Raw genomic sequence first — 13,502 nt, 5'->3', positions numbered from 1 at the left:
TTGAAATGGATATTTTGGTTGATGGATTATTGCATTGAGACAAAATACGCACGGACAACTTCCTTGTCGTCAAAATGGTGTTTTACACCTTTGATGATCTGATAATCTTCATGGCCTTTGCCGGCAATGAGGACAACATCTCCTTTTTGAGCCAGCATACAGGCTGTTTTGATTGCCTGTTCCCTGTCAGGAATGGTAAGTGTGCCGCGTTTTTCTTCGTCGTTAAGTCCGGCAAGCATATCGTTCAGGATGTCCATGGGCTCTTCATCGCGTGGATTATCTGAAGTAAAAATAACTTTGTTGCTGGCACTCACTGCTTCGCGGGCCATCATCGGGCGCTTTCCTTTGTCGCGGTTTCCTCCACAACCAACCACTGTGATCACCTGACTTTTGCCATTGACAATGTCGTTGATGGTGCCGAGTACATTCTTCAGTGCGTCAGGGGTATGGGCGTAATCAACAATTGCAGTGAACCCATTAGGAGAACGCAAGGCTTCAAAACGACCGGAAACAGGTTGAAGACTGCTCAGGTGCACCAATACGTCGTGTTCGGGACAACCCAAAAGTACGGCGGTGCCAAATACTGCCAAAAGATTGGAAACGTTGAAACGTCCAATAAAAGGAACTGCAACCTCTATGTCGTTCATATGAAGAACCATGCCGTCGAAGTTTTCTTCAATGATTTTACCTCTGAAATCGGCCAGCGTACGTGTGGAATATGTTTTCTTTCCGGCTTTGGTGTTTTGCAGCATCACCATGCCGTTTTTGTCGTCCAAATTGGTGAGCGCGAATGCTGTTTCGGGCAAATCGTCAAAGAAACGTTTTTTTGCTTTCAGGTATGCGTCGAAAGTTTTGTGATAATCAATGTGGTCACGGGTAATGTTGCTGAATATTCCGCCTGCAAATTGCAGCCCTGCAATACGCCGTTGATCGATAGAGTGGGAGCTTACTTCCATGAAAGCATACTCGCAACCTTCGTAAACCATCTCTGCCAACAGTTGATTGAGTTCAAGAGGATCCGGTGTGGTGTGTGTGGCCTCTACCGGACGTTCGTCGATGTAATTGCATACGGTCGAAAGCAGCCCGCTTTTGTGCCCGAATTTGCGGAACAGTTGGTATAGAAGAGTGGCTGTGGTGGTTTTGCCGTTTGTGCCGGTAACCCCTACCAGTGTTAGTTTTGTGGAAGGTTTTCCAAACCAGGTGTGGGCTATTTGTCCCAACGCGTCAGAACTGCTGTCGGTGAGAATATAAGTGACTTCATCGTTGAGTGCTTCCGGCAATTCTTCGCAAACAACAGCGATAGCTCCCTGTTCAATTGCTTTGGATATATATTGGTGCCCGTCAGTTGCTGTCCCTCTGGTGGCAATAAAAAGTGATCCTTCGGTCGCTTTGCGCGAGTCGAACTGTACATTGGCAATCTCAACGTCGGTGCTGCCGATCGTCTTGATAATATCTATGCTTTGGATTAATGATGATAACTGCATTTTAAGTCCTTTTTCTAATAGTTGAATTTCTGATTTCTGTCTCTATTGCAATGAGAGAATAACCGTTTGGCCTTTCTGCGGATAAGCACCGGCAGCCAGCGATTGAGCCACCACCTTTCCGCGACCAACCAGTTGCGTGCGTAAGCCAATGTTTTCCAGTAAATATACGGCATCTTTAGCCCCTAATCCAACGACATTGGGAACAGAATTCCTTCTGTTGTCCATGGGACGTATCTGAACGCTGCTTGCATCCGATAAAGTCTGGATCCATTTATAGTTGCCCTTGTCTCCCATGAAGTTGATTGCCAGTCGGGAAAGTACGGTTTGTACTTCGTTGTAATTACCACCTTTCACAGCCGGAATTTTCGGGGTGTTATTGGTTTTTGCAATCTCTTTCGGCGTTACGGTAATTTTCTTAGCGTAAACAAGTTCCGCAATATCTTTAACAACTGCCCCGGCCATGTGTCCGCCTGATGCGATGCCTATTTGTGGTTGACGAATCACGCAAATAACCGTATAGCGGGGATTGTCTGCCGGAAAATACCCGCAAAACGAAACCTGGTGGGTGACTCCGTTCGATTTGTAACCGGCGCTGCCTTTCGAAATTTGTGCTGTTCCTGATTTACCCGCAATTTTCACAAACGGCGATGCAACACTCTTACCGGTTCCGCTGGTGACAACACCTTCGAGCATTGCTTTGATTTTTGTCAGGGTTGTCGGTTTACAGATGGCTTCGTTTATGGTTTCGGTTGTAAACGATTTGATAACTTTGCCATCCCGTTGCACTGATCTTACTAAATAAGGACGGATCATCTTGCCTCCGTTGGCAATAGCATTGTAGAATGCCAGCGTGTAAATGGGAGGCATCCCGACTTCATATCCGATTGACATCCATGGAAGAGAGGTGTTCGACCAAATTGAATTCTTGTCGTTCGGGTGCTTGATGTGTGGCCTTCCCGCTCCGGGAATGTCAAAATGCATGCGCTGGTTCAACTTCATGCTGTACAGCTTGTCGACAAATGCTCCCGGATTGTTTTTATAGGCATTGTAAATTGCTTTGGAAACGCCCACGTTGGAAGAATACCAGATAGCCTGAGCAACAGATATTTTGTGATACCCGCCACGGTCTGCGTTGTGGTCTTTCATCACCTGTCCAAAGAATGAATAAAGGCCGTTTCCGGTATCGACAGTATCATTTTCCGAAATTAATCCGTCATCGAGGGCTGCCATGATAGAGGCAACTTTAAATGTTGATCCCGGTTCTCCCTGATCGGCAAAGGCTTCATTTCTGCGTTCTGCATAGCTTCCGTCCGGCAGACGACCGAGATTTGCCACGGCTTTAATCTCACCGGTGCCTACTTCCATTACCACGGCACAGCCTTCATTGGCTTGCAGTGCTGTCATCTCTTTCAGAAGCGAACTTTCGGTAATATCCTGAATGGATACATCAAGAGTGGTAAAGATGTCGGCTCCGTTTTCCGGTGGAACGGCCACCACGTTTTCCCACCTTCCGGCGATGCGCTGGCGTGAGAAAACGCCCGGTTTGCCTTTGAGTAACGAATCGAATGCAAGCTCTATACCGTTTTTGCCGCCACGGGCTCCGTCTCCGTAAATATCTCCGATGGTTCTTGATCCCAAATCGCCAAAAGGACGCACACGTCGTGCATAGACTTCTTCACACAGACCGCTTTTTATTTTTCCTAAATTGAACAACGGAAATTTCCTGATTTGCTGCATGTCGGAGAATGACACCAGATAAGGGTAGAGCAAAAAGCGTTTGTCAACCCGTTTGAAAGCGCTGATGAGGCTTCTTTTATACTCGTCTTTTGATTTGTCTCCCAGTTTTCTGGACAGAGACATTGCCAAAGAGTCGACTTTTTCGTAGAAAAGCGGCTTCTTGTGATTCTTTATAGTGTCGTGCAACGCGTCAGACCGCATGTCCATGTAGAGGTAATATTTTGGCAGTGTACTTGCCAAAAGTTCTCCGTCGGCGGCAAAGATATTGCCGCGGTTAGCCGGAGCCTCTCTGTCGGCCTGCGTCAGCCTTGAGGCTAACTTCATCCATATTGGTCGTTCAAGGTACTGTATGTCAATTATTTTGAAAACAATTGCGGCGGCTACTGCCAGTATTATTACATACACAATACCAAATCGGAGCAATATGTCGCGGCGGTCATTGTTCATTGTCATCTATTTTTATGGCGGGTTCTGAAGATGGTTGAAGGTCAATGCCTTTGTTGGTCACTTCGACGCTAACCTGCGATTGTCTGCTGATTTGCATCAGAATAGACGAGGTGGTTAACGATTCGTATTTGGCATTGGTGAGCTGCTCTTTTAGCCGGTTGATCTTCACGATTTGTTGTTCGCAGGCAAAACGGTTGTCAATATAAAATATAGCTATAACACAAAGCAAAAGAAAGAGAAAAATCTGCCCTCTGAAAAAATCAGTGGTCAGAATGTCTCCGCTCATCCATTGACGGAAGCTCCATTGTTTGGTTTTTGCCGTTTCTTTCGGTTGTGTGGTTTGTTCTGTCGAGTCCATGTTCGTGCTATTTTCGTTCACTAACCTTTTCTGCTACGCGTAACTTCGCGCTTCGTGCTCTCGGGTTTGTTGTTACTTCTTCGTCGGTAGGGATAATAGGTTTGTTGTTAATCGCTTTGAGGGGCGTTTGTACATTGCCGTAGAAATCTTTCTCAATTTTTCCCTCCATGTTTCCACTCCGGATGAAATTTTTTACCAGGCGGTCTTCTAGCGAATGATAGGTGATAACGGCCAATCTGCCTCCGGGATTCAGTAAGTCCGGAATCTGGGTCAGCAATTCTTTCAGGGTACCCATCTCGTTATTCACCTCAATGCGGATGGCCTGGAATGCTTTTGCCAGATCTTTCTTTTCCCGTTCAAATCGGAAGAAAGGTTGCAGAATTTCCAGCAATTCGTTGATCGTGGTGATTTTATTTTGAGATCGTGCTTTGACAATTGCCGAGGCAAGTTTTCGGGAGTTGTTCAGTTCTCCGTAATTATAGAAGAGATTGGCCAACTTTTCTTCCGGATACGAATTGATTATTTGTTCGGCACTGAGCGTGGATTTTTTGTTCATCCGCATATCGAGATTGCCGTCAAAACGGAACGAAAAACCACGATCGGCACTGTCGAAGTGATGCGACGACACACCCAGATCGGCTAAAACACCGTCTACCTTTTCGATGCCGTGATATTTGAGGAAGTTGCTGATGTAGCGAAAATTGCTGCGGACAAAGATAAAGCGTTCGTCGTCCAGCCGGTTGTTATAGGCGGCTTCATCCTGATCAAAGCCCAACAGTTTGCCATTTTTGCCCAGATGGCTGAGAATTTCTTTTGAATGTCCTCCACCTCCGAAGGTGACGTCAACATACACCCCGTCCGGGCGGATGTTTAATCCGTCGATGGTTTCGTTTAAAAGGGCAGGTACGTGATATTCACTCATAGTAAAGGAGATTGATTTTATTGTTCTTGCGTGTTTTTGGGCTTAGACATGATTTGCTGCAAAAGACTGGTGAATTCGTCGGCCGGCAGCTTGGCTTTTTCGAAATTGCCTTTTGCCCACAGCGAAAACGTGTCGAGCATTCCGACAAACTGAACTTCAGATTCGGCTCCAATCAGCTGGAGATATTTCTTTGGAATGAGTACCCGGCCTTGTGAGTCCATGTCCAGCCATTCGGCTTCAGAGACATATTGCATGAGAACAATCTGATGGGTCGGATTCCATTCGTCAAGTCCGTTTTTCAGGGTAGTGAGTTTTTGATTCCATATCGTTTCCGGATAAAGCATGAGGCTATTGCTGTAAGGATCTTTTCGCATCACGAGACGGCTGCTTTCGCCCTCCTGAAGCGCCTTGCGATAATGGGCTGGAATGAAAATTCTGCCCTTTGCATCGGCCTTTGCGTCACTATTTCCAATAAAAACTGACATGTTGTTTCAAAACTGCATAAGATGATGTAAAGATATACAATTTTTCACTGCCCCACAATTCCCCACTTTAAAACACATTGAATATTTTCCAACATGTTTTCAACAGCTTTTATCCGATTTCTTAAAATTTTATTCGCAGGGAAAATCTTATAATTGACTGAAAGTCAGTGTGTGTTTTGTAGTGGCTTGTTTTATAGAGATTTGAAGGCTTTTTCGGGCGGTCGGACCGTTGCTGTTGTTTTTTGTTTTTATCTGTAACAAAAAATTAATCTGTTCTCTCTGTCTGATTGTTCGATAATTATGTTTACTTTTGTCCGGTTTTTTTATTAAACTTATGATTGATATTATACCTCCCGTAGATACAAATTTACTTTTAAGCGAGCTGACGGCAGACAAACTCTTACGTCCCACGAATAAGGCAAATAATCATATTTATGTCATTACGGCTCACGATTCACCCAACGTGATGAGGGAGATAGGCCGACTGCGCGAACTCTCGTTTCGGGCTTCCGGAGGTGGTACCGGTCTGGAAATCGACGTGGACGAGTTTGATACGATGGACGAGCCATATAAGCAACTGATTGTATGGAACGAGGAGGAAAGAGAAATCATGGGTGGCTACCGTTTCCTTCACGGACGCGACATGAAATTTGACTCCGAAGGCCAGCCGGTGGCGGTTACTTCTCACATGTTTCATTTTTCTCCGAAATTCATTAACGAATATCTTCCCAGAACTATTGATCTTGGACGCGCTTTTGTGCCTCCGGCTTATCAATCTTCGCATAAAGGAGCTAAAAGTCTTTTTGCTCTCGACAATCTTTGGGATGGTCTGGGAGCATTGGCTACCGATGAGCATACTGACTATCTTATCGGTAAAGTGACTATTTATCCCGATTTCAACGCGGAAGCACGTGATATGATCCTTTATTTCATGTATCGTTATTTCAATGATGATGAATCGCTGGTAACGTTAAAGGAGCAGGATTTTCGTCCATCAGAAGAAAAGATGAAACACTACGATGCCTTCTTTAACGAAAAGACGTTTAAGGATAACTACCGCAAACTCAATCTCGAAGTCCGCACGCTTGGGGTTAATATTCCGGCGCTTATCAATGCTTATATCGGGCTGTCACCTACAATGAAAACGTTCGGTACCGGTATCAATCAGGAGTTCGCCAATATTTTTGATACAGGGATCATGATTACGGTTGCTGATATTTTCGAAGAAAAACGTCGCCGTCACATAGAACCCTACCTCAAATATAAAGCGCACTTTTTTGGCAGTCCGTTTTAATACCCGAATCGGTTTATTGCGGAATGCTCTTTTCGCACTCTTCTACTATTTTATCAAGAGCTTCGCAATGTCCAAGCCTTCCGTTGATTAATACAGCATTATCCACTTTGGCCGTAATGCACAGTCTGTTGTCGGCAAGGCGATAAATGGCCTGATAAAAAACGTAACGCAACCCTTCTTTTTTTAGGTAGAGTTTGGAGACAAACTCTTCGGTTGGCCGTAAGGACGATTTGAACGCCATTTCCAGACGAACTACCACAGCGTCTATTCCCTGTTCGTGCAATTCGGAGAAACTAACACCTTTGGTCAGCAAAAATTCGTGACGTGTGTGCTCGAAATAGTGTTGATAATTGGCATTGTTTACAATACCCTGAAGGTCGCATTCGTAGTCGCGCACCTTCATTTTAAGCTCATAAATGTATGGTTGTGCAGGCATGTGCTCTGTTTTTGCTTGCCTGTTAGATTATTAGCAGGCAATGTGGTTCTGTAATTTCGGAGTGCAAAGTTAAGGAAAATATTCGTTCAAAATCAGGTATCAGCAATTCCCGATTCTTCCTCCGATTGTTTCAAACTTTTCGTATATTTGCCACAAGAGCCTGTTAATACAGCTTCTTGTACAGAATTACTCTTATACCATTGATGCATCCCGCTTCTCCTTTCATATTGCCACTGGCAAGTCCGACCTTGATTTTTGCGGTCGTTTTGCTGGTTATTCTGTTCTCTCCATTGTTGCTCAACAGGTTGAGGGTTCCTCCACTGGTGGGCTTGGTACTGGCAGGAATAGCTCTTGGCCCGTTCGGTTTTAACGTACTTTCGAATGATGACAGCTTCCATCTTTTTGGTAATGTTGGATTGCTTTATGTTGTGTTCATGTCGGGCGTCTCGATTGAAATCAACGATTTGCGCAAGAACAGGATTAAAGGCGGCGTGTTTGGTTTTTATTCGTTTGTTGTGGCAATGACGCTGGGGCTTTTGTCCGGCATGTATCTTCTTCATTTTAGTTTTGCAACTTCTGTGTTGCTGGCCAGCATGTATGCGACTCATACCCTGGTGGCTTATCCCGTGGTGAGCCGTTTTTGTCTGGGTGCCCGCCGTCCGGTTAAAATTGCTACAGTCAGTAGCATTATCACGGTTACCGCGTCGCTGGTTATTCTTACTCTCGTATCCGATCAGTTTTCGTTGCTGAGATCCAATACTTCATGGTTGCTGGAAAGTGCCAAGATGATTTTGTTCGCTGTTATCGTCTTGTGGCTTTATCCCAAAATAGCGCATTCGTTTTTTAAACGATTTGAAGATAGTGTGTTGCAATATATTTTTGTGTTGGCACTGGTCTTTTTTGGAGCTTTCTTTGCGCAGGTAGCAGGCCTGGAAAGTGTTTTGGGAGCTTTCATGGTAGGTATATCGCTTAATCGCTTAATTCCAAAGATATCGCCACTTATGAATCGGCTGGAATTTGTGGGAAGCGCTCTGTTTGTTCCCTTTTTCCTTATCTCCTTGGGTATGATAATCAATTTTCGGGTGCTGGGTTCCGGTTTTGATGCAATTCTGGTGGCTTTGGTCATGGTTTTGGTTCCCGTTTGCTCCAAATGGATTGTTGCCTTTCTGACGCAGAAAACATTCTCGATGAACAGATACGAGCGACAGATGATTTTCGGGCTGAGTAACGGTCAGGCGGGTATCACGCTGGTTACCGTCATGATTGGCTATGCAATTACTTTGCCCGACGGATCACATTTGCTTCCGGACAGCGTGATGACAGGCGCGGTCATTATGATTTTGGTGTCGGGCACTATAAGCATGCTTGTGACAGAGAATGCTGCAAGGCAAATGTTGTCGGCCGGACGTATTGCGGATGATTCGGTGCCGGAAGAGAAAAGACGTGAACGCATAATGTTTACTGTTGCTAATCCTCATACGCTGGATCACCTCGTCGAATTTTCCATCGCCATTAAAAACCCGAGGTCGAAAGAAGATTTGTATGCTCTCCGGGTAGTGAACGACAACGACGAGGCTCATAAAGAACAAGGAGATCGCTTGTTGTTGCAGGCTGCTAAGGTGGCGTCGGTTGCCGATCAGTGGGTGGAACGAATTTCCCGCTATGATGTGAATGTGGCAAGTGGCATTCTCTATTCAGCTAAAGAATATGCAATTACAGATGTGGTGATTGGTTTGCACCAGAAACTCAAATCACGCGATACGCTTTTCGGATTGATGACGGAAATGTTGTTGAAAGGAGTAAGCTGTTCACTGTTTATTTACAAGCCGGTCTTCCATCTGAAACAGACATCCCGATTGATTGTGTTCTTGCCGGGAAAAGCCGAACTGGAGGTAGGGTTCGGGCGGTGTTTTGCCCATGTGAGCAATATTGCAAGAAAGCTGCATGTGGAAATTATGGTTTATTCAACACCTGAAACACGTGCTATTGTGATGCATCACAAACAAATGCATCATGGCGTTTCTCTTGAGTTTTTTCTGTATCATTCCGTGGATGAACTGCATCCGCTGTCGGGAAATATAACAGATACCGATATGTGCGTCTTTTTTGCTGCTCGTCCTAATGCCATCTCGTATGACGAAACTTTCGATAAGCTGGTGGAAAATTCTGTTTTGTCGGATACTGCGCACAATGTTTTGGTGGTTTATCCTGAACAATATGAGAAACCCGATAATACCGACGAACGTTTCAGTACTCTCCATCAGCCACATTATAAATTCGAACGTCTGCACAGATCTGAAAGATGGATTTTTGTTCAAATTCAGAGAGTGTGGTACCGCCTGGTGAAAATCATCTTCCGCAGATAACTTCTGTAGCCGGTTGTTTATGGCTTATTATTGTTTTAGCACTGATGTTGGTCGAATTTTATTCAACAGCAGCGAAAGACAACCTTCCTTTTTTGTAACTTTGAACCGGGAAATTCCAAAAACACATTCCCCATTTTTCTAATTGTAAATAGTTTATTATCATATATATGAACAAATTCGTGCATTTGCATGTTCACTCGCATTATTCCATTCTTGACGGAATGTCGAAAGTGAATGACCTGATTGATAAAGCGGTGGCTACCGGCATGAACGCTCTTGCCCTGACAGACCATGGCTCTATGTTCGGTATTAAGGAACTCTGCGACTACGCGAATAAAAAGAATGGTAAGGTTAAAGATGAAATAAAGCAACTGAAGGCGCAGATTGGAGAACTCAAAGCAGGAGGAGGCTCTGAATCTGAAATTGCCGGGTTGCAGACGAAGCTCAAGGAAGCTGAATCTCACCTTTTCAAACCGATTCTTGGGTGTGAAACGTATGTCGCACGTCGTACCCGTTTCGATAAATCGATAAAAGAAGATGGTAGCGGGCATCACCTTATCCTGTTGGCCAAAAATAAAAAGGGCTATCAAAATCTCTGTAAGCTGATTTCTGCTGCTTGGATTGACGGGTATTATTACCGTCCGCGTATTGACAAAGATATTTTGGATAAATACAAAGAAGGTTTGATCGTTACAACAGCTTGTCTGGGGGGCGAGATTCCGAGTAAAATCTTGTCCGGCGATATAGAAGGTGCAGAGCAGGCGATCATGTGGTTTAAGGAGCGTTTTGGCGAAGATTTCTACCTTGAATTACAACGTCATAAAGCAGAAGTGCCTCAGGCTGATTTCAACGTGTACGAAAAGCAGCAGATCGTGAACGCGAAGTTGCTCGAACTGGCAGAAAAGACCAATACGAAAGTGATTGCGGCCAATGATGTTCACTTTGTAAATCAGGAACATGCGGAAGGCCATGATCGCTTGATCTGTTTGAGTACGGGTAAGGATTTTAGCGATCCGAACCGAATGCGTTACACCAAGCAAGAGTGGTTGAAAACGCCAGAGGAAATGGCGGCGCTTTTTGCGGATGTGCCTCAGGCTCTTGCTAATACTCTCGAAATTGCTGATAAGGTAGAACGATACAGTATCGACTCGGACGCGTTGATGCCGATGTTCCCGATTCCGGAGAGTTTTGGATCTGACCAGACATACAGAGAACGTTTCTCAGAGGAAGACCTGCGGACAGAGTTCGGTGACCGGTTTGATAAGCTGGGTGGATACGACAAAGTTGTCCGTATCAAGTTTGAATCCGATTATTTGAGGGAACTGACTTTTATTGGGGCAAAGGAACGTTATGGGGATCCGCTACCTGCGGAAGCCCTCGAACGCATCGAATTTGAGCTGGACGTGATGAAGACAATGGGTTTTCCCGGCTACTTCCTTATTGTGCAGGATTTCATCCAGGCTGCCAGAAATATGGGTGTTTCTGTTGGTCCCGGTCGTGGTTCTGCGGCTGGTTCTGCAGTTGCCTACTGCCTCAAAATTACCGATATCGACCCTATTAAATACGACCTTCTGTTTGAGCGTTTCCTTAACCCCGACCGTATATCAATGCCTGATATCGATATTGACTTCGATGATGACGGGCGTGGTGAAGTATTGCGTTGGGTAACGGAGAAATACGGTAAAGAGAAGGTGGCACACATTATTACCTATGGTACAATGGCCACCAAGTCGAGTATCAAAGACGTTGCCCGGGTGCAGAATCTTCCGCTTCAGGAGGCAATTCAACTTACCAAGCTGATACCTGATCGTTTGCCGGATGTGGACGATAAGCCGGTGAAGGTGAACATGAAGACCTGCCTGAAATATGTTCCGGAACTGAAAGCGGCTCTCAACTCGAACGACAGGACGCTGTCCGATACCCTGAAATATGCCGAAATGCTTGAAGGAACCATCCGCCAGACGGGTGTTCACGCTTGTGGTGTTATTATTGGTTCCGACGACCTGACAAAGTTTGTGCCTCTTAGTACCGCCAAGGAAAAAGGAAGCGACGAGGATGTTCTGGTAACGCAGTACGAAGGTTCTGTTATTGAGAATGTGGGTCTTATAAAGATGGACTTTCTTGGATTGAAGACTCTTTCTATCATTAAGGAAGCGTTGAAGAATATCAAACAGTCACGGGGCATAGATCTTGATATTGACAAAATTCCTATTGACGATAAGAAGACGTACGAACTTTACAGTATCGGTCGCACTACCGGAACATTCCAGTTTGAATCGGCCGGTATGCAGAAATACCTTCGCGAGCTGCGTCCTACTCAGTTTGAGGACTTGATCGCGATGAATGCCCTTTATCGTCCGGGGCCAATGGAGTACATCCCTGATTTTATCGATCGTAAGCACGGCCGAAAACCTATTGTGTACGATATTCCTATTATGGAACGGTACCTGAAAGACACTTATGGGATTACAGTCTATCAGGAACAGGTGATGTTACTCTCGCGTTTGTTGGCCGACTTTACACGAGGCGAGAGTGATACATTGCGTAAGGCCATGGGAAAGAAGCTGAAAGACAAAATGGCTCACCTGAAGGTGAAATTTGTTGAAGGCTGTAAGAAAAACGGTTATGCGGAAGAGGTGGTACTGAAAATATGGGGCGATTGGGAAAAGTTCGCGTCTTATGCTTTCAACAAATCGCATGCTACCTGCTATTCCTGGATTGCTTACCAGACGGCATACCTCAAGGCGAACTATCCGGCAGAATTTATGGCTGCCAACTTAACCCGAAATAAGGACGACATCACTGAAATCTCCAAGTTTATGGATGAGTGTAAGGCGATGGGAATTCCGGTTCTTGGACCTGATGTGAACGAAAGCCGCCTGACATTTGTCTCCAACAGTAAGGGTGAAATTCGTTTTGGTTTAGGTGGTATTAAAGGTGTGGGCGAAGGGGCCGTTGAAGCTATTGTAAGTGAACGGGAGAAAAATGGTCCGTACCAGAGCGTGTTCGATTTTATGGAACGCGTGAATCTCAACGCCTGTAACCGAAAAACAGTTGAAAGTCTTATTCTTGCAGGTGCTTTTGATACTTTTAGCGATGTGAAACGCGAACAATACTTTGCCTCGAATGGCAAAGACGAACCGGCACTTGATTCGTTGATGCGCTATGGCAACAAAGTGCAAAACGATAAAGCAACCATCACCAATTCTCTTTTCGGAGGATTTGAGGAGGTAGAAATTGCCAAACCGGTAATGCCTCCTGCAGAAGAATGGTCTACACTTGAACGTCTCAATAAGGAGCGGGATTATGTCGGTATTTACCTTTCGGCTCACCCGCTGGATGAGTTTGAGTTGGAGCTGAAATATGGATGTAATACCCACATGATTGACTTCAAAGATATTGAAGAGTTGAAGGGTAGGGAAGTGGTTGCCGGTGGAATTGTTACAGGGTTCCGGCAGGGGACGACCAAAACCGGACGGCCTTTCGGTTCGCTCATGATTGAGGATTACTCCGGATCGTATGAATTTATGCTTTTCGGCAACGATTACATAGAGTATAACAAATATATGATCAAGGACTTGTTCGTTTGTCTTCGCGGAAACGTAAAAGAACGCGGCTCGGACTGGAAATTCAAGAAGGAGCGTAGTCCGGACGAACCGATCGTGTGGGAATTCAAAATATCTAAAATTGAAGAGCTGCACAACGTGAAGGGAACGCTGATTAAATCGCTGAACATCGGGATAGATCTGAATCAGCTGACCGACGAATTGATCAGTGACCTGAAGGCTTTGGCTTTTGAACAGTCTGTAACCGGACGAACCTCTCTTTTCTTTAATGTGAAAGATGAGGTAAACAATGTGAATATTAAGATGTTTGCCCGAAGTAAATCAATTAACGTATCCAGACCATTAATACATTATCTGGAAGAGCAAAAGTTGGGAGAAATACTTGAATTCGAGGTGAATAAATAAAC

At 45.0% G+C, this 13,502-nt stretch carries 9 protein-coding genes; 3 read left to right on the top strand and 6 right to left on the bottom strand.

The window, feature by feature from the left end:
• Window positions 1–26: 26 nt before the first annotated feature.
• Genes PJIAN_RS01565 through PJIAN_RS01545 form a run of 5 tightly spaced genes read right to left on the bottom strand, consistent with a single transcriptional unit; the run spans window position 27 to window position 5,433 of the window.
• Entirely contained in the window at window positions 27–1,484 is a 1,458-nt protein-coding gene (locus PJIAN_RS01565) for a UDP-N-acetylmuramoyl-L-alanyl-D-glutamate--2,6-diaminopimelate ligase (protein WP_068701363.1), read from the bottom strand.
• A 42-nt stretch (window positions 1,485–1,526) separates the two neighbouring features.
• Window positions 1,527–3,668, bottom strand: coding sequence for a PASTA domain-containing penicillin-binding protein (locus PJIAN_RS01560; RefSeq protein WP_068701361.1), 2,142 nt, complete (start codon window positions 3,666–3,668; stop codon window positions 1,527–1,529).
• On the bottom strand, window positions 3,658–4,026 hold the full coding sequence (locus tag PJIAN_RS01555) for an FtsL-like putative cell division protein (RefSeq protein WP_068701358.1): 369 nt from the start codon (window positions 4,024–4,026) through the stop codon (window positions 3,658–3,660). The genes PJIAN_RS01560 and PJIAN_RS01555 overlap by 11 nt, the downstream gene beginning before the upstream one ends.
• A gap of 7 nt (window positions 4,027–4,033) precedes the next feature.
• Window positions 4,034–4,948 carry a 16S rRNA (cytosine(1402)-N(4))-methyltransferase RsmH gene (gene rsmH, locus PJIAN_RS01550; RefSeq protein ID WP_068701356.1) on the bottom strand — a complete coding sequence of 305 codons (915 nt, stop codon included), beginning with the start codon at window positions 4,946–4,948 and terminating at the stop codon, window positions 4,034–4,036.
• A gap of 17 nt (window positions 4,949–4,965) precedes the next feature.
• On the bottom strand, window positions 4,966–5,433 hold the full coding sequence (locus tag PJIAN_RS01545) for a division/cell wall cluster transcriptional repressor MraZ (protein WP_068701354.1): 468 nt from the start codon (window positions 5,431–5,433) through the stop codon (window positions 4,966–4,968).
• Window positions 5,434–5,767: 334 nt separating this feature from the next.
• Between PJIAN_RS01545 and glsB the strand changes: the two genes are divergently transcribed.
• Entirely contained in the window at window positions 5,768–6,727 is a 960-nt protein-coding gene (gene glsB / locus PJIAN_RS01540) for a glycine N(alpha)-acyltransferase GlsB (RefSeq protein ID WP_068701352.1), read from the top strand.
• A gap of 13 nt (window positions 6,728–6,740) precedes the next feature.
• On the opposite strand, the gene PJIAN_RS01535 is transcribed toward glsB, so the two are convergent.
• Window positions 6,741–7,163: an acyl-CoA thioesterase gene (locus PJIAN_RS01535; protein WP_068701350.1), complete on the bottom strand. Its 423-nt coding sequence runs from the start codon at window positions 7,161–7,163 to the stop codon at window positions 6,741–6,743.
• A gap of 176 nt (window positions 7,164–7,339) precedes the next feature.
• On the opposite strand from PJIAN_RS01535, the gene PJIAN_RS01530 reads away from it, so the two are divergent.
• Together PJIAN_RS01530 and dnaE are read left to right on the top strand one after the other, a co-directional pair.
• The gene (locus tag PJIAN_RS01530; protein WP_153802443.1) at window positions 7,340–9,529 is read left to right on the top strand and encodes a cation:proton antiporter; all 2,190 of its coding nucleotides are present in this window, start codon (window positions 7,340–7,342) and stop codon (window positions 9,527–9,529) included.
• 167 nt (window positions 9,530–9,696) lie between these two features.
• Entirely contained in the window at window positions 9,697–13,500 is a 3,804-nt protein-coding gene (gene dnaE / locus PJIAN_RS01525; protein WP_068701346.1) for a DNA polymerase III subunit alpha, read from the top strand.
• The last annotated feature ends 2 nt before the right edge of the window (window positions 13,501–13,502 follow it).

This window comes from Paludibacter jiangxiensis, assembly GCF_001618385.1.
Classification (GTDB): domain Bacteria; phylum Bacteroidota; class Bacteroidia; order Bacteroidales; family Paludibacteraceae; genus Microbacter; species Microbacter jiangxiensis.
This window is presented reverse-complemented; position numbering and strand designations above follow the sequence as displayed.

What these genes read in the sequence shown, in the direction of transcription:
- rsmH (WP_068701356.1), bottom strand. Translation starts at nt 4,948, where the DNA reads ATGAGTGAATATCACGTACCTGCCCTTTTAAACGAAACCATCGACGGA.
- dnaE (WP_068701346.1), top strand. Translation starts at nt 9,697, where the DNA reads ATGAACAAATTCGTGCATTTGCATGTTCACTCGCATTATTCCATTCTT.
- PJIAN_RS01560 (WP_068701361.1), bottom strand. Translation starts at nt 3,668, where the DNA reads ATGAACAATGACCGCCGCGACATATTGCTCCGATTTGGTATTGTGTAT.
- PJIAN_RS01535 (WP_068701350.1), bottom strand. Translation starts at nt 7,163, where the DNA reads ATGCCTGCACAACCATACATTTATGAGCTTAAAATGAAGGTGCGCGAC.
- glsB (WP_068701352.1), top strand. Translation starts at nt 5,768, where the DNA reads ATGATTGATATTATACCTCCCGTAGATACAAATTTACTTTTAAGCGAG.
- PJIAN_RS01545 (WP_068701354.1), bottom strand. Translation starts at nt 5,433, where the DNA reads ATGTCAGTTTTTATTGGAAATAGTGACGCAAAGGCCGATGCAAAGGGC.
- PJIAN_RS01555 (WP_068701358.1), bottom strand. Translation starts at nt 4,026, where the DNA reads ATGGACTCGACAGAACAAACCACACAACCGAAAGAAACGGCAAAAACC.
- PJIAN_RS01565 (WP_068701363.1), bottom strand. Translation starts at nt 1,484, where the DNA reads ATGCAGTTATCATCATTAATCCAAAGCATAGATATTATCAAGACGATC.